Annotated in this window: 14 protein-coding genes; 7 read left to right on the top strand and 7 right to left on the bottom strand. The window is 38.8% G+C overall.

Annotated elements, in window-relative coordinates:
- Window positions 1-34: 34 nt before the first annotated feature.
- The 6 genes from H5118_RS09740 to fucP form a co-directional block, all read right to left on the bottom strand.
- Complete coding sequence (locus tag H5118_RS09740; RefSeq protein ID WP_182748665.1) at window positions 35-1,480, bottom strand: ATP-binding protein; 1,446 nt, start codon at window positions 1,478-1,480, stop codon at window positions 35-37.
- Window positions 1,480-2,010 carry a hypothetical protein gene (locus H5118_RS09745; RefSeq protein WP_182748666.1) on the bottom strand — a complete coding sequence of 177 codons (531 nt, stop codon included), beginning with the start codon at window positions 2,008-2,010 and terminating at the stop codon, window positions 1,480-1,482. Before H5118_RS09745 ends, H5118_RS09740 begins: the two co-directional genes overlap by 1 nt.
- A gap of 9 nt (window positions 2,011-2,019) precedes the next feature.
- Complete coding sequence (locus tag H5118_RS09750; RefSeq protein ID WP_182733501.1) at window positions 2,020-3,675, bottom strand: YHYH protein; 1,656 nt, start codon at window positions 3,673-3,675, stop codon at window positions 2,020-2,022.
- A 56-nt stretch (window positions 3,676-3,731) separates the two neighbouring features.
- On the bottom strand, window positions 3,732-5,681 hold the full coding sequence (locus H5118_RS09755) for a S9 family peptidase (RefSeq protein WP_182748667.1): 1,950 nt from the start codon (window positions 5,679-5,681) through the stop codon (window positions 3,732-3,734).
- Window positions 5,682-5,724: 43 nt separating this feature from the next.
- On the bottom strand, window positions 5,725-6,333 hold the full coding sequence (locus H5118_RS09760; RefSeq protein WP_182748669.1) for a flavin reductase family protein: 609 nt from the start codon (window positions 6,331-6,333) through the stop codon (window positions 5,725-5,727).
- 131 nt (window positions 6,334-6,464) lie between these two features.
- Window positions 6,465-7,772, bottom strand: coding sequence for an L-fucose:H+ symporter permease (gene fucP / locus H5118_RS09765; protein WP_182748671.1), 1,308 nt, complete (start codon window positions 7,770-7,772; stop codon window positions 6,465-6,467).
- Window positions 7,773-8,058: 286 nt separating this feature from the next.
- Between fucP and H5118_RS09770 the strand changes: the two genes are divergently transcribed.
- The 6 genes from H5118_RS09770 to H5118_RS09795 all read left to right on the top strand — a co-directional run bounded on the left by H5118_RS09770 (window position 8,059) and on the right by H5118_RS09795 (window position 15,775).
- Window positions 8,059-9,216: an ROK family transcriptional regulator gene (locus tag H5118_RS09770; RefSeq protein ID WP_220497250.1), complete on the top strand. Its 1,158-nt coding sequence runs from the start codon at window positions 8,059-8,061 to the stop codon at window positions 9,214-9,216.
- A 234-nt stretch (window positions 9,217-9,450) separates the two neighbouring features.
- Window positions 9,451-12,039 carry a TonB-dependent receptor gene (locus H5118_RS09775; RefSeq protein ID WP_024597027.1) on the top strand — a complete coding sequence of 863 codons (2,589 nt, stop codon included), beginning with the start codon at window positions 9,451-9,453 and terminating at the stop codon, window positions 12,037-12,039.
- Window positions 12,040-12,102: 63 nt separating this feature from the next.
- Window positions 12,103-13,095 (top strand): carbohydrate kinase, encoded by a 993-nt coding sequence (locus H5118_RS09780; RefSeq protein WP_024598256.1) that lies wholly within the window; start codon window positions 12,103-12,105, stop codon window positions 13,093-13,095.
- A 445-nt stretch (window positions 13,096-13,540) separates the two neighbouring features.
- Entirely contained in the window at window positions 13,541-15,070 is a 1,530-nt protein-coding gene (locus H5118_RS09785) for a cryptochrome/deoxyribodipyrimidine photo-lyase family protein (RefSeq protein ID WP_182724970.1), read from the top strand.
- 2 nt (window positions 15,071-15,072) lie between these two features.
- Window positions 15,073-15,213: a DUF2256 domain-containing protein gene (locus H5118_RS09790; protein ID WP_182695980.1), complete on the top strand. Its 141-nt coding sequence runs from the start codon at window positions 15,073-15,075 to the stop codon at window positions 15,211-15,213.
- 124 nt (window positions 15,214-15,337) lie between these two features.
- Entirely contained in the window at window positions 15,338-15,775 is a 438-nt protein-coding gene (locus H5118_RS09795) for an OsmC family protein (RefSeq protein WP_024593544.1), read from the top strand.
- Between the two features lie 76 nt (window positions 15,776-15,851).
- Here the strand turns inward: H5118_RS09795 and H5118_RS09800 are convergent, their stop codons facing one another.
- Complete coding sequence (locus tag H5118_RS09800; RefSeq protein ID WP_182748673.1) at window positions 15,852-16,034, bottom strand: 2TM domain-containing protein; 183 nt, start codon at window positions 16,032-16,034, stop codon at window positions 15,852-15,854.
- Between the two features lie 217 nt (window positions 16,035-16,251).
- Here H5118_RS09800 and H5118_RS09805 point away from each other — a divergent pair, with 217 nt between their 5' ends.
- Complete coding sequence (locus tag H5118_RS09805) at window positions 16,252-17,019, top strand: EAL domain-containing protein (protein WP_182712562.1); 768 nt, start codon at window positions 16,252-16,254, stop codon at window positions 17,017-17,019.
- The last annotated feature ends 56 nt before the right edge of the window (window positions 17,020-17,075 follow it).

Genomic DNA, 17,075 nt, shown 5'->3' on the forward strand with positions numbered 1-17,075 from the left:
ATCTCTGTAAGTAACCTTAACTTTATTTTATAAGCTAAATAGTTGGCAATCTAATAATAATAGCAAGGCCGCCTAATCTGGCTTTTTCTGCAGCTATTTCACCTTTATGACCTTTAACTATATGCTGGCAAATAGATAAACCTAAGCCAGAACCGCCCTCTTGGCGATTACGCGAACTATCTACTCGGTATAAATATTCAAATAAATGCGATAAATGCGACTGCTCTACACCTACGCCATTATCTTCGATTATAAGCTCTAAATAAGTTTGCCCTTTAATGCTTATATTATTAGCCGTTAAAGAAATAGTTGTACATTGTGCATAGTGTACTGCGTTCATTAGAATATTATCGAGTAGCTGCAAAAGGCGTGTTTTATCTGCTTGTACAGTTATGTGTTTAGCGCTATTTAGTAGGTATATTTTTATATTATGTTGTTCAAGCAAAACCTGATACTTTTGCTCAATAGTATTTAATAATAACGCCATATCAGTAGGTTGCATAGTGTAGTGCATACCTCCTAACTCTGCGCTATTGAGCATATGCAAGTCGTCTATTAAGCGTTTTAAATGTAGGGCTTCATCGTTAGCCGAACTTATATTTTTTGCGTTCGGTTCTCGTATACCAAGTAGCATAGCTTCAAGTTCACCGAGTAAAATACTCATTGGCGTCCTAAGCTCATGAGAAATATTAGCAAGCCAACGCTTACGTACTTGCTCATCTTTAGCGAGTGTAAATGCAAGCGTATTAAAATCTTCGCTCAACTGTCCTAGCTCGTCTTTTCGCTCAAGTGTGAGTTTGGTCTCGTAATTACCTTGCGTTAAGCGATGCATACCGTTAGCAATTTGCTTTACAGGGCTTACTAGGTGACGAGACAATAAAAAAGTAACCATTAATGTTAGCAATACCGCAGCTAAAGCAATAAACCATAAGTAGTTAGTTTGCTGCTGTAAAAAATCAAGCTCGTAGCCATCAACCAAGCTATCTCTTTTAGAAACTGCTAAGTAACCCACTATTTTATCGTTAACAATAATTGGGGTTGTTATATATTTTAAATCGCTGAGGTATCTACCCACTACTCGCTGTTTATTTTCGTCAAGCAAAGCGTAGTGAGCAATATTTTCTGGCGGTGGGCGGCGATCTTCCTCTAAACGAATATGATCTGGCGGCGGTGGTCGCATCATTCGCCCACGCGGACCTGGGCCTTCTTGTGGCCTAGGCAAAAACTGGCTATTTTCTAATTGCGATTCAACACGTTTTCTAAAGCTTTCGCCATTGCCGACAACATGCTCCCATGAGGGTGTTTGTTCGTATTGCTTTGCAAATTGCACAACAAGTGGTTCAAGCGCTTTCACCTCTTTTGCATTAACAAAATCAATTACGCCTTGCCCTATGCTCCACTGTATAAGAACCACAAGCCCTGCAATAACACTAAAGGTGAAACTAAATAGTATTAAAAAAAGTTTATTATGAATTTTCATTAATGCGTGTTTTCAACCTTGCTAGGAAAGCTCTCAAATCGGTATGTTATAAACTCTTTGGTTTGGTCGTTAACATACAGCGTAGCAACTATTTTTTTACCTTGAGCGGTCCAATACATATGACCATGATTATTTAAAGTAACCGATACGGTATTTATACCAGTTTTAAATAAGTTAGCAGGTAAATGCAACGCTTGTCCGTAAATTCGCTGTATTTTAACCCCATTAATGTATAAATGAGCATGACCTTGTAAAAAACCGGTGTCTTGGTTTGTTGTCACGCCCATCATTTGTTGCATGTTCATCGTGCCCTCTGGCGGCACAGACAAATCATAACGCTGTGTATCTAAAATTAAGTTATAACCCGACATACTATCTTTTAATAACTTAAGGCTTAATGCCGGGATTGGCGTGTCATTTGGCACAGCTATAGGCATATGGCTATGATCCATCATTTCCTGCTGCGCAAAGAGCTTAAAACTCAATAGCACAGCAGTAGTTAGGATCAATGCGTATTTAAAATAACGCATAGTTACTCCTTACATTCCCGGTGGTGGACCCATTGTTTCGCCAGTATCACAGCGACCAATTGAATTAGCGGCTAATTGACCTTTAAAACGAGGCCCTATTTGATAAGGAAAAGAAGGCTGTAATTTACCATCACTGTCTAACGTTAGTGTTATATGGTAGTGATAACCCTTACCATCATTAGTATCGTGGCCGTTATGCTCATCTAATTGAGCACCGGTTACTGTTTTTTGCGCGTAGTAATAATCTTCAAAGTAATAACCATCGTCGGCATTCAATGTATTACCAGAGAGCGTCGTTACTTGTGCACCTATAGCAGGACCTGCATCACTTGTTTGTGTACCTTGGCTAACATCGTATTGATCAACTAAGGTACAGCTTCGCTCACCCTCAGTACCACAACCCCCTTCACTTGTAGGTGCACCGTAATCTCGCATTTCCCAGCCACTTAATGCTAGTTGTCCGTTACTTTCATAAGGACCATAAAGCGGATAGCCATCAGCTGCAAACCCATAGATAGGTGAATGCGCATCGCCATCATCTTCAAGTAAATCAGCTAAGCAACTAGTATAAAAATGGTGATGATATTCACCGTTAGCAGCATGTCCACCACACACATCAACATCATATTGCTCAGCAATGGGCGCTAATGTATACCAAATATTATTTCCGTAGCTCATACCATCGCCCCAGTTAAATATACTGGTGCCATTAACCATTAAGCCAACTGTACCTAAACCTGTTTCGCAAGTTTCAGCGTCAGATAAATCGGTAGGTGTTAGCGGAAAATATGCTTCAACCGCTTGTTCTGTTGGGCAACCCGGTCCTGGAGGCCAATAACCTGCACCGCCTGTGTCATCACAGTTTTCAGTGCTGCTGTTATAGCCAATATCTTCACCAAAGGAAATGGTTTGCCCTACTGCTGCAGAAGTTACACCGTTATAAAAATCGGTAGCTGCACGCGGGCGGTTATTTAACGCGTCTACTTGGTCTTGTGTAAGCGTTACATCATATTTAGGAATGTCAGTAGTTTGCACATACATGTATTCAACGTCAGCATCTTCCTCAGTAACGCTAACAACCTCAACTGATTGAACATCTTCAACCACTGCACCATTATTTTGTATGTATGTAGAAGTTGTATCGTTGTTAATTAACCAGCTGGTAAGTTTTGCACTATTATCAACTGTATCTGAGTCTGATGAAGCAATAACATTAACTATAACTGTATCTACAACGACATCGTTTGTGCCATCATCTGCACTAATTTCAAATACAAGTGCTTCATCGGTTAAAACTTCAGGTGCAACAAACTCTGTAGACGTTGCAGTACTTGAAGATAAACTAACGGTAGTGCCTGATGTTTGTGACCAACTAACCGATACTTCACCGTCATCTTCAACCATTGAACTTAAATAAACGGTATCGCCCGCATTAACAGTTTGGTCAATACCAGCATCAACCGTTGGAGCACTATTACTGACTGTATCGCCGTCTGTTGCAGTACTTGTTGAATCGCTATTACATGCGCTTAAAGCGATACAAAGCGCACTTAACGCAAATAACTTAGTTGCATTAGCGGCTTTTGTTTTAAGAAGTGTTTTCAATGCTTGAACCTTTACTTTAACGTTTAATAAAACAAAGTTAACAAGTAAAAGTGCAAACAATGTGCACAAACAAAGGAAGATTGTGATCAAAAAAGACAACCTAAGTTGTCTTTTTGCTATTTAACTGGAGTCTGGCTATTTATTTTTTTCAAATGTTTATCAAAAAAGTCTAAAAATGCCTGAAGAGTTTTAACTCTGTGTTCTTGATAAGATAAGTAATGATCGCCATCCTCAAGCTCAATATAAGTAACATCTTTTGCTTCATCATCAAGTTCATCCTGCATTTCTCTACTATGATAAACAGGTACCACACTGTCGTCAGTTCCATGTACAAGCAATATTGGTCTTGTTATTTTTTTAGCAAAATTCACTGGAGAATTAGCTTCTAGTAAATCATCATCAGTTCCAAACTGCTTTCTAACGATATTTTTGTTTGTAAAGTGTCGTGCTTTACTCACTAAATACTGTAAATCACTTACCCCAGCAAAACTAGCTGCACATTTAAACGTTTCTGGGTGCTTAATTACAGCCACTAACGCTGCATAGCCACCATAGCTAGCACCACCAATACAAATGCTATCTGCTTGTGCTATTCCTTGGTCAATTAACCAGTTTGCACCGTCTTGCAAGTCATCTTGCATAGCCAAACCAAAACCTTGAATTGACTGCATTAAAAAGTCGTGCCCATAACCACTCGAACCACGGAAATTAGGCTGTAAAACAGCATATCCGTTATAGGCTAATAAAGCTGTCCAGTAATCAAAATTAGCATAATCCCTTGCCATGGGGCCGCCATGTGGAAATATAATTGTTGGTAACTTATCACCTTCTTTATATTCTACTGGTAGAGTTAGATAGCCTTCTATTTTCAAGCCATCTCTTGCCTTGTAGCTAATGCGCTTTTTGCCTCTGTATACAGAGGCATCTATTTGCGGATAAACATCAGCAATTGCACTCACCTGCTTTTTTACTCTATCCCCAAATAAATAACTACCCGACGTTTTGTCTGAGCTGATATAGAGTATATATTTTTGCTGATCTTTACTGGTACTTACAATGTCTAATTTATATTCATCTTTAGGGAGCGATACGCGCAAAGAACGATGTAATTTATCTAAGTCTTTATCCCAATATTTAATACCATCATCTAAATGTGAATCAGTAAAGCCTGCAACTTCGCCAGTTTGTTGTGAATAAAAAATAGACCCATCAAAATCATATTTACTATTACTGTAAATTAGCTCGCGAGCTTTAGTCGTTAAATTGAGTTTAAATAATGCATCGCGCCCTTCATGTAACGCAGTGATGTATAAAAAATTAGAGTCTTTATCAAACCCTAATATAGAAATACTTTGCTTACTAAAAACCTCATAATCAAATAAAGTTTCCCACGACTGTTTATTCTCATCAAAATAATCGTAAGTAAATTGCGTATCGTCCATTTTTTTTGCAATACGAACTTTACCTTGCCTGTCGGCAAACCAAGTAACAACATTACTGCGTGGCCTTTGGATTTGGGTCTTACGTAATGTGGTTAAATCTAACTCATAAACTGCTGGGGCATTTGCTATTTTAAAATCCCCTTGAACTAAAATTTTATTCTCTTTTTCAGGTAAAAAACTAACAATTCGGTCTGAAAATTGTGGCTGGATTTCATCTCTTACTGTGTTGGCTTTAAAAGCTAATTTAAGACCTTTATCATTTTTAAAGTTATACGCATACATAAGCGTTGATGTATATTTGACTCCGCCAAACTGATATTTTATATAGCGAGCACCAAGTAATAGTACGTCATCATTTGCCCAGTTATACCAATCAAAAAACACTGTATGGTTATTTGAGTTTATAATTGGTGTAGTAACCCCCGTCTCCGAGTTTTTAACCATTAAGATTAAAGTCCCTTGATGGTTTCTTACAAAAGCGAGGTTCTTACCATTGGGAGATAGCTTAACTTGGCTAAAATCTTTTAAGCCTGCAAAAACTTCTATAGGTAGTTTTTTATCTTGTGTGGCAAAAGAGCCAAAACTTTGCAAAGCAATTAACAAAGTGAAAATGAACTTAAACATTCGTAAATCCTTTTATTATTGTATTCCTAAGTAAACGATTATTTCACAACTGTGGCCTTTTAAGCAAAAACTTATCTTTGGTTGTACTAAAGTAATCGCCGCCCATTTTGCCCACTGCATTTAATAATTCAGGGTCAATATAGCCACCACTCATCACTTCATCGTCTATACAAATACCCACTACATCCAGCAACATCATTTTTCCGCCGCCAGGCTCATTTGAAATACTAATAACTTCGCGTAACTTACATTCAAACCGTACTTTTGAATCGGCAACGCTTGGCGCGTTAACTAACTTACTTGGAGCTTGGGCAATGTTAGCTGCATCAAATTCGCTTATATCACTAGGATAATTTGCACAACTTTGATTCATTTTTTCAACTAGTTCTTGGCTGACAATATTAACCACACATTCTTTAGTTGCCATTAGATTATTGAGCGTATCTTTATTCGTTTTATCACTAGGGTTTACTTGCGTAACACTTAAAACAGCTGGCTTGCAGCTAGCCACAGTAAAAAATGAATAAGGCGCAATATTTGCAATACCTTCGCTATTTAATGTACTTATCCATGCGATAGGCCTTGGGCTGATACCGCCTACTAAGTAAGAGTAAACATTTTGGTTGGTATTTTCGGTGAGATCTAAAAACATATTTTTTCAACTAAATAAGAATATCAACATGCCTAATATCTTAATCCGATGAAGGTTGGGGTTAAAGAAGATTTACAAATGAGAAAAGTTAAAAAGTAAAACCGAGCCTTCAGGCTCGGTTTTCAATCCATTTAGCAAGGCGCTACATTATTGAATACTCTGACTTTTGTTTTTAAATCAAATGCAGCATAAGCTGCAACAATAATAAAACACCCCGCAGGCACAACATAAGAAAACGCGACACTGTATGTATCAATAAACACAGCTTGGAATACAGGAACTATCGCTCCACCTAAAATAGCCATTACTAAACCAGCAGCACCTAGTTTTGCATCATCGCCTAACCCATGTAGTGAAATCGCGTAAATAGTTGGAAACATTAATGATAAGCAAGCCGATATACTTACCAGCGCCCATACGCCACTTATATTTGGCATTTTCACCATATAAAAACACAGCAGCATTGCAATAATAGAGGTTGCCATTAACAGTTTGGCAGGACGAATAAATCCCATAAGCCAGGTCATTACAAATCGAGAAACTAAAAAGGTGATCATACTGTATTGTAAAATACTTCCCCCGGTAACTTCATTTGTATCGAGTGCCTCCATTACGTACTGGATGGTAAATGTCCATACACAAGTTTGCGCCGCAACATTAAAAAACTGGGCGATAACACCAAAGCGGTAATGGGTATTTTTAAACAAACGCTTAAACGTTGCACTAAATTCTACATGCTTAGAGACTTTTTTTTGCTTACAAAAATTAGGTGTTTTAGTAAACGCAATTGCCAACCAAATAAAAACCAACACACAAGCCATACCAACATAAGGCACCATAACTGCATCAAGTTCTGCGCTTATAATGCTAGTTAATTGCTCACTATTCATATTTATGCGCTCACCAGAGGTTGCTGTATTGAGCTTTGGTAAAATAAGGGTGGCGGCTAAAAAAACACCAATGTTAGTACCGACAGGGTTAAATGATTGCGCCAAATTCAACCTGCGAGTTGCACCTTGTTGGGTGCCCATTCCCATTACATAAGGGTTTGCTGATGTCTCTAAAATAGATAAGCCTCCAGCTAACACAAACAAAGCCACTAAAAAAAAACCATAAGTCATTGCTTGGCTGGCGGGATAAAACAAAAATGCTCCGATTGCAGCCATCCCTAAACCGGTTAACACACCTGTTTTATACGAAAAGCGTTTATTGATATATGCCGCCGGAATAGCTAGGCAAAAGTAAGCTCCATAGTAGCTAAATTGTACCAATGCAGACTGCACTGACGACATAGTAAAAATTTTACTAAACACTTTTACTAGCGGATCAGTCATGTTTGCCGCAGCTCCCCATGCAGCAAAGCACAGAACAAGTAAAATAAAGGGAACCACCATCTCCTTGGAGACAAGAGGTGTTTGTGTGTGTGTGTGTGTGGTCATTGCCGTGTCTCAGTTGTTAATGTTAAGTAAAGCATTTAACCAGTTAAATATCATTCCGTCAATAAATCAACTATAGTTATTTATTGACCTCCTGTGACTTATTTATACTCTGTCGTAAATTTAATAATAAGAAATGAACCCGGCAATAAAGCTAATATAGTCGCCAATTACACACACTCGGTGTACAATTAATCAGGTTATTCAAGATAATAACAACTAGGTAGGAATAATTATCAAATCTAAAAACCCTCGACTCTCTTTACAAGAAGGCCGAAGCCAATCTGGCCTGCGTGCTCATAATGAACGCCGAATTATGTCATTAATTCGCCAACACGGTAGTGCTCCAAAAGCTGAAATTGCACAAAAAACAGGGCTTTCAGCACAGGCCGTCACAGTAATTATCAATAGTTTAGAAGCCGAATCGTTATTAATACGGAAAGACCCTCAGCGTGGTAAGGTTGGCCAACCAACCATCCCATTTGCGTTAAATCCAGATGGTGCATTTGGAATTGGCTTAAAAGTAGGTCGTCGCAGTTTTGATTTAACCTTGATTGACTTAGTAGGAAATATACGCGCAACTTTGCACGAAAACTGCGCTTACCCCACAGTACAGAGCTTGCTAACCTTTTTAGAGAAAGGGATCAGCGTACTTAAAATGAGCTTAAGTGACGAATTAGCCAAGCGTATCTTAGGTGTGGGTGTTGCAACCCCTTACGAAATTTGGAACTGGACAGAAGAAGCCGGCGCTCCAAAAACAGTATTGAATGAATGGAAGTCTTTTGATTTTAAAGAAAAAATAAATCAAATTGTACATCTTCCCGTGTATGTATGTAATGATGATACCGCTGCTTGTTCAGCTGAATTAAGCTTTGGTAATCCTGCTCGTTTTAGCGATTTTTTATATATTTTTATTGGTACTTTTATTGGTGGTGGAGTTGTTATAAACGAAACCTTATTTACTGGTAAAAAAGGTAATGCCGGCGCTATAGGTTCATTACCTAGGCCTATGCTTAATAGAGAAGGACAACTAACCTCCCAACAACTTATTATGCAATCATCACTGTATATTCTCGAAAAAATGCTCAAAGGTGATGGCTACAATACTGACATAATATGGAGTTCAAAAGAGTATTGGGGAGACTTAGGCCCCGTACTCGATAAGTGGATAGACCAAGTTGCAGATGGCCTCGCCTACGCGGCATTGTGTTCTTTAGCTATTTTTGATTTTGAGGCAATTGTCATTGATGGCGCCATTCCTATCAATGTCAGAGAAAAAATAGTTTTGGCAACAAAGTTAAAATTGAGCCAGGCTGATCATCGCGGTATTAATCGCTGTGAAGTACAAAGTGGCTCTATTGGCGCCAAGGCTCAATCAGTAGGCTGCGCTAACCTTCCGTTACTTATCAACTTTTCTCAAGATCACGCAAGCCTTTCACACCACTAATATACTTTAAAGTTAAAAAGCAGCCATCGGTAACGTTGGCTGCTTATTTATTTTTTATCAGAGGTAAAAAATTCACTTAAACAATCAAAAAGCTGTACAAAAAATAATAAGTAATAATAGTTGATTTATTATTTTAAGTTCTCTACATTCTATTTACAAATTTGATAACACTGACATGTTTGATTAATAAAACCGCAAATTTGTATACACACACAACAAAGAGAGAACAGAAAAATGAAAGTATCAGCAAAAATGACTCTAATTGCAGTCGCTGTAGGTCTATCCATATCCCCTAGCGTCTTGTCACAAGAGCAACAAGAAGCAAAAAGTGATTTAGGGTTTGAGCGCATCATTGTAACGGGAACATCTCGGCCAAAAGAGAAAATCGAATCAACTAATGCAATAACTACCTTTAACGAAGCAAAGTTAGAGCAATTGGCTCCGCACAGTGTTGCTGAATTAGTGCGAAGTATTCCTGGTTTTCATGCCGAAGACACCGGTGGAGAAACCGGTAACAACGTAGCCCCACGAGGCTTTCCGTTATCAACGCAAACAGAGTTTACAGCACTACTTCGTGATGGTATGACCGTGTTTTATAATCAAGATATTTTATTTACTCAAAATGATCGCTTTACCCGTTTGTCTAATTTTGTTGGCAGCGTTGAAGCTATTCGTGGTGGTGCCTCGTCAATTTTTGTTGGTAGCGCGCCAGCTGGGTTTATTAATTTTATTTCTCGTGAAGGCTCCGATGATACCCAAGGTGATGTGTTTTTTGAAACCAACAGCAACAACCGCCTAGGTGGACAAGGTTGGGTTAGCGGATCAATAGACGATCAGACAACCTATGCTGTTGGCGCTTGGTATCGCAAGGATGACTCCGCACGCGATCCGGGGTATACAGCTAACCAAGGTGGTGAGCTTAATGGCAATATTAAGCACTTTTTTAAAGATGGCAGCGGCTTTACCCGCTTTGAGTTTAATAAACAAAACGATAGATCATTCTTTTTTATTCCTCAGCCATTAATAGGCTCAACCACCAATGCTAAAACAATCCCAGGCGGGATGGATATCAGAGATGGCACCACCGGTAACTCAGCAGGTGCGCGTTTATTAACTCTTAATAACACCCCAAGCGGCGACATTGATTTGGATATTGCAGATGGTAACTACGCTAATGTGACCTACTTTGGCAATACAACCGAAATTGAAATCAACGAAAACTTAGTCTTTTCAAATCAAATGCGTTATACCGATATGCTAACAACCTTTACCGGCATCATTAACGTAGGTAACGCCGAATCGTTAGCTAGTAAAGCACAAGCTATATATGCTGCAAATACTGATGTCCTTGCAGGTGCCATGGTTGATGGTAACCTAAGTTACGATATACGCGATGCAGGAAACGGCTTTGTATTGGCTGATTCAAGCAACGTAAATACCTACAACACCAATGGATACGGAATAAACGCAGGCTTTTGGCATAGACGTTTTGAAGGCGATAACTTTCAAAACGAAACCAGATTCAACTACACCTTTGATGATGTAGGCGAAGGGACTCTTTATGCTAATTTTGGCTTATTCTTCTCTAATATTAATGGCCATGTTACCGACTATCGAATTAATACACTGCAATCAGTAGAGCCCCTGCCGCAGCGCTTAGATGTTGTATTTACAGATGCACAAGGTCTTGACATTGCCAGCGGTACTTACAAAGGTATTCAGGCTGGATCACATGGTTTTGCCGATATTGTTTATAGTGAAAATACCCTTGCGCCCTTTGCTGACTTTGAATACGAGCTTGAAGATGTGTCGTTTAATCTGGGCCTAAGGTACGAAACCCTCAAAGCAGATGGGGAAGCGCAAAACCAAGCTAATTACACAATTGACAGTTTTGCCAGCGATACTGATACCGTCAATGGGAATATTACCCTGCCCTTTGGTGATGGGACTTACCGAAACTTTGATGTTGAATACAACGAAATGGCATGGACAATTGCAGCTAACTACAAATTTAACGACGACTTAGCGGTATTCACTCGATATGCAGATGGTTTTCGTATGCCTGATGTAGATAAATACATGGCGATTACCAACCTAACTAGTCAAGAGGAAATTAATCAATTTAATAACTCTGAGAGACGCGAAACACAACCAGCTTCAACGGTAATGGCCGAGGTGGGCATTAAATATAACGAAGGTGATGTCGCAGCATTTGTAACCGGTTACTTCGCCGCTGCGGATGATTTATTCTTTAATGTACCTACTGTTGAAAATGGTCAAGTAGTGCAACGTCAAGCCTTTAGAAACACAGAAACCTTAGGTGTAGAAGCCGAATTTAACCTGCAAATCACCCAAGACTGGCGCATTGGTGTATCTGCAACGTACCAATCACCCGAATTTGTAAACACACCAGCGGCGCAATACTTGGATGCTAATGGAAGCTCTGCCTCTATTGATATAAACGGCAACTTACCTGTACGTGTGCCTAAGCACTTTGGCCAATTAACTAGTAGCTATCAGTTTGAAGATTTTTCGTGGGGTATGGCAGCTATTCATGGTAGCTACTCTTGGAGCGGTAAACGTTATGCCGACGACGCCAACACAGCAGAACTGCCTATGTATGGCATGTTAAACCTTGGTTTATCCCTTGAAAACGAAGACGGTTATTACCTTCGTGCCGATGTTAAAAACCTAAATAACTCAGAAGGCTTATCAGAGGGGGATCCTCGCGCAGGTGAAACGGTAGCAGGTCAAGCAACTACATTTAATGCGCGCGTTGTCTTACCTCGTACCTTTAGCCTTACTATTGGTAAGCGTTTTTAATTTTACTCTAATCTAGGGTATCGTCATGCAAAGCGATACCCTCGCAATTTTTAGGAAAATATAATGGAAGTAGTTGCAATTGGTGAAGCTTTAATAGATATACTCTCACATGACTGCATGCACAATAAGGCATCAAATAGCGAACTAGACTTCACACAGTTTGCCGGAGGCGCACCCGCTAATGTTGCTGTAGCCGTAGCAAAGCTTGGTGGTTCAAGTTATTTGCTTGGTAAAGTAGGCAATGATAAATTTGGTCGCTTTTTAATAAATGCACTCAAAATGTATAATGTAAACACATCTTATGTTGGCTTTTCAAAAAAAGGGAAGACGGCACTCGCGTTCGTATCGTTGGATGAAAACGGTGAACGTACATTTGAATTTTACGATAAAGATGCTGCACATTACGATTTACAAATAACCGATTTAGAGCCCTCTTTATTTTCAACACCTAAAATTGTGAGTTTTTGTTCAGGCTCTTTTGCAAAACCTTTAGTATTAAATACAACCTTACATGCGCTAAAACACTTTAAAGAATCAGGCTCGGTTACATGCTTTGACATTAACTTTCGTTCAGCCTTCTGGGATGAACCACTCACAGCTAAATCTGTTATTGAGGATGTTGCTAAAACAGTTGATGTTATTAAAGCGAGTAAAGATGAGCTGATCTCGCTTTATGGAATAGAGCATATTGATACCACTATTAGAAGTTGGGTAGATAGTGGCGTAGCTTTAGTTTTAATGACCGATGGTGGCGAGCCTATTACTTTTTCATCTAGCTCATTTAGTGGTACTTATCCTTGCCCTAAGGCATATGTTGTGGATACCACAGCTGCAGGCGATGCGTTTGTAGGTGGTTTTTTATATCAAATATCTTCGCTAGTGAGTAATAAAACAGAATTTACTGACTGGGCAAATAACTTTACTAACGTTTCAAAGGCTATCGACTTTGCTACTAAATGCGGAGCCAAAACAGTAGCAACGTTTGGAGCCTTTGATGCCCTACCTACATACCATGATATCTCGGCGAGTACCCTTAAATCTTCGTGTCGATGTTAAAAACCTAAATAACTCAGGAAACTTATCAGAGGGAAGTTTCACTCAGGTGAAACGGTAGCAGATCAATCAATTATATTTAATGCGCGCGTTGTCATATCTCGTGTCTTTAGCTTTACTATTGGTAAGCGTTTTTAATTTTACCCTAACTGAGGGTATCGTCATACAAAGCGATACCCCCGCAAGTTTTAGGAAAAGATAATGGAAGTAGTTGCAATTGGTGAAGCTTTAATAGGTGTACTCTCACATGACTGCAAGTGCCAAAATTGCTTAACTATCACGGTAATTCTCCCTATTTATAATACTTCTTTTATTGGCGACTCATTTTAGTATCACCTTAACATGAGTTGCCTATATCAAAATCGTTTTTACACTAGTCTTCTTCTACATTTAATACGTATTGGTTTTGTCCTATTATTTATAATGCCACGGTTTTAATATTGCCAGTATGAAAGAAAAAATAAACATCGTGTGGTTTAAACGTGATTTACGTCTTAGCGATCATCAACCATTAAAAAATGCATTTAGTAATGGCTTACCGACCCTGTTACTTTATAACTTTGAGCCATTACTGCTCGAAGATGCACACTACAATGAGCGGCACTGGCGCTTTGTGTATCAATCGATAGTTGAGTTAAATAATCAGCTAGCGCGTTTTAACGCCTGTGTTTATATATTTAATTTAAATATGAACGATTTACTTGAGTCGATAAAGACGCAGTTTGAAATAGTTAATATTTTTAGCCATCAAGAAATAGGCTTAAACAACACCTTTGAGCGCGATAAGGCAATAAAAGCATGGTGCCAGCATAACCACATTAATTGGCAAGAGTCGCAAACAGGCGCGGTAATTCGCGGCAAAAAAAATCGTAATAATTGGAACGAACGCTGGCAGCAAACAATGCAAGCACCTATTGCTGTTCCTAATTGGAAGAGTATAAAAACAATTACCCTTAATAACTATCAAGCGCCTGAGTTGCCAAGCGCTTACACTCAAGATCACGACAGCTTTCAACAAGGTGGCCCACTGCATGCGCGAACTGTAATGCAGAGTTTTTTTGCCGAGCGCGGTAAAGGTTATCAAAAGGGAATATCGAGCCCAAGTTTAAGCCAAACCCACTGCTCTCGGCTTTCGCCCTATCTAGCATGGGGGAACATTAGCCTTAGGCAAGTGTATCAAATGACCATTGATGAATATCATTCAAAACACCCTGACAAAAGAGGTTGGAAACGCCCACTAGCAGCGTTTGTATCGCGCTTGCATTGGCACTGCCACTTTATGCAAAAGTTTGAAAGCGAGTGCTCTATGGAGTTTTTAGCTCTTAATCCGGGTTATCACGTATTTCCGTATCGTGATGATGAACGTGTGAAAAACGATATTGAACGCTGGGCGCAAGGTCAAACAGGTATTCCAATTATTGACGCTTGCATGCGCTGCTTAAAAGCCACCGGTTATATAAACTTTAGAATGCGCGCCATGCTTGTAAGCTTTGTAACGCATCATTTAAATATAAGTTGGCAGCAAGCAAGCTTTCCGCTCGCTAATTACTTTTTAGATTTTGAGCCAGGGATTCATTATCCGCAAATTCAAATGCAAGCCTCGGTCACAGGTATTAATACCATTAGGCACTACAACCCAATTAAGCAATCAGAAGATCAAGACCCAACAGGTTCGTTTATTAAAAAGTGGTGCCCCGAGCTTGAAAAACTCCCTATTGAATATTTACATCAGCCTTGGGAGCAAACTCCAATGGAAGCACTCTTTAACGACTTTAAGTTAGGGGAGGATTACCCTGAACCCATGCTTGATTTAACAGCGGCCTCAAAAGAAGCACGCGAACGCTTATGGCAATACCGTGAGCGAGCCGATGTTAAACGTGCCATAGGGAAAATTCTTAAAAAGCACGTTGGGGGTACTCAAAAAGTTACTCGAACAAAAAGTAAAACGGATACTAAAAATAACAGTAAGGCTAAGTAAGCATGGCGCACAAAAAACTAAACTTACCTCAAAAAATGTGTCCTATTTGTAGTAAACCTTTTACGTGGCGTAAAAAATGGCAGCGCGACTGGGATAACGTTATTTACTGTTCAGAGCGCTGTAAGCGAAATAAACAGGGGTAACAATTAACTGGCGCCTATTTTGCAACATCATCAGTAATTAGTGCTTTTAAGGCTTTATATAAGTTTATTTTGTAAATAACGCTTAGATAACCTGAAAAGCTTACACTCTAGCAAGGAGAAGATGATGACGATTAAAAAAACGGCAAGTTCAACATGGTCTGGCGACATTAAAACAGGCAAAGGTAGCATATCAACTCAAAGTGGCGCGCTTAATAAACAACCTTATGGTTTTAATACCCGCTTTGAAGATGAGGCGGGCTCAAACCCTGAAGAATTAGTAGGTGCAGCGCACAGTGCATGTTTTAGTATGGCGCTTTCACTTGCATTAGGTGATGCAGGCTTTACCGCAGATAAAATTGATACTAAAGCCACTGTAAGCCTTGATGAAGTAGATGATGGTTTTTCGGTGACGCATATTGCCCTTGAGGTAAAAGCGCGTATTGATGATATTCAAAACGAGCAGTTTCAAGCTTTATGTGAGCAAACCAAAAAGAGCTGCCCTATTTCAAAACTCTTAAATACCGAAATATCACTAGATGCGACACTTCAATCAGCATTTTAAATATTTAGGTTTAGATTACTGTAAATAAAGCACATTAAATTAAAGCCAAGTAAATTATTACTTGGCTTACTAATCATCAAGATACCTTTTTAGAGCTGCTTATACCTAAGACTTCAGATAATAAAGCGATCCCCATGCCAAGCGCGGGCCAAATCACCCATAAGGAGTTTGGTGATGTAATTAAATTAATTAATCCTAAAAACACTAAAGCAACTGCATACTGTTTAAAACTTTGAAATATTGTTGTTGATGTATTCATGTTTATCCTCCTGTTAATGTATAAATCTATTTTTATATAAAAACGAAATGCAAACTCCTGCCAAATGTCATTAAATAGCATGACATTAGTCATCATATTACTCACATATAAATAATCACTTATTACGTTAAAAAAAATATAAACTAATACTTTAATCTATTTGTGTTAGGATCTACCCTCAACTAACTTTAAAAATAAACATCAGAGGATGAACTAAGTGATCGAAAAATCAAAAGATTGTGAAAAAGTGACATGTAGTAATTGTGCTGACGCCAACGATCTTGAATTTGATTTTTCTATGGCTTTTCAACCGATTATAAACTGTAAAACTCGCCTAATTTATGGCTATGAAGCATTGGTTAGAGGTTTAAATGGCGAGTCTGCTTATTCAATTATTTCAAAAGTGAATGAAGACAACCGCTATGCATTTGATCAGCTTTGTCGTATTAAAGCCATTCAACTAGCCGCAAAGCTGGGCATAACATCAATGCTAAGCATTAACTTTTTACCTAATGCTATTTATAAACCTGAGCGATGTATACGCACCACACTCGAAGCTGCAAAAAAGTATAACTTTCCTATTCAAAATATTATGTTTGAATTTACTGAAGTAGAAAAAATAGAAGACACCGCACACATTAAACGCGTTGTTGATTACTACCAGTCTCTCGGATTTAAAACGGCTACCGATGACTTTGGTGCAGGTTATTCTGGTTTAAATCTACTGGCTGACTTTCAAACAGATATTATCAAGCTTGATATGGCGCTAATACGCGATATAAGCAACGATAAAAAACGCCAATTAATAGTAACTCATTGCTTAAATATGTTTCGCGATTTAAACATCACCGCACTAGCTGAAGGAATTGAAACAGTAGAAGAATATACGTGGCTAAAAAACGCAGGTGTTGAGCTTATGCAAGGGTATTTATTTGCCAAACCAAGCTTCGAAAACTTGCCTGAGGTAACCTACGTTTTTAATTAGGAAAACCTACAATATGCAAACACTTTATTACAATCATTTAATTGCCTTATAAAACT

It is taken from the genome of Pseudoalteromonas sp. SR41-1 (genome assembly GCF_014164015.1).
Taxonomy (GTDB): domain Bacteria; phylum Pseudomonadota; class Gammaproteobacteria; order Enterobacterales; family Alteromonadaceae; genus Pseudoalteromonas; species Pseudoalteromonas distincta.

What these genes read in the sequence shown, in the direction of transcription:
- H5118_RS09775 (WP_024597027.1), top strand. Translation starts at nt 9,451, where the DNA reads ATGAAAGTATCAGCAAAAATGACTCTAATTGCAGTCGCTGTAGGTCTA.
- H5118_RS09785 (WP_182724970.1), top strand. Translation starts at nt 13,541, where the DNA reads ATGAAAGAAAAAATAAACATCGTGTGGTTTAAACGTGATTTACGTCTT.
- fucP (WP_182748671.1), bottom strand. Translation starts at nt 7,772, where the DNA reads ATGACCACACACACACACACACAAACACCTCTTGTCTCCAAGGAGATG.
- H5118_RS09745 (WP_182748666.1), bottom strand. Translation starts at nt 2,010, where the DNA reads ATGCGTTATTTTAAATACGCATTGATCCTAACTACTGCTGTGCTATTG.
- H5118_RS09795 (WP_024593544.1), top strand. Translation starts at nt 15,338, where the DNA reads ATGACGATTAAAAAAACGGCAAGTTCAACATGGTCTGGCGACATTAAA.
- H5118_RS09755 (WP_182748667.1), bottom strand. Translation starts at nt 5,681, where the DNA reads ATGTTTAAGTTCATTTTCACTTTGTTAATTGCTTTGCAAAGTTTTGGC.
- H5118_RS09760 (WP_182748669.1), bottom strand. Translation starts at nt 6,333, where the DNA reads ATGTTTTTAGATCTCACCGAAAATACCAACCAAAATGTTTACTCTTAC.
- H5118_RS09800 (WP_182748673.1), bottom strand. Translation starts at nt 16,034, where the DNA reads ATGAATACATCAACAACAATATTTCAAAGTTTTAAACAGTATGCAGTT.
- H5118_RS09780 (WP_024598256.1), top strand. Translation starts at nt 12,103, where the DNA reads ATGGAAGTAGTTGCAATTGGTGAAGCTTTAATAGATATACTCTCACAT.
- H5118_RS09740 (WP_182748665.1), bottom strand. Translation starts at nt 1,480, where the DNA reads ATGAAAATTCATAATAAACTTTTTTTAATACTATTTAGTTTCACCTTT.
- H5118_RS09790 (WP_182695980.1), top strand. Translation starts at nt 15,073, where the DNA reads ATGGCGCACAAAAAACTAAACTTACCTCAAAAAATGTGTCCTATTTGT.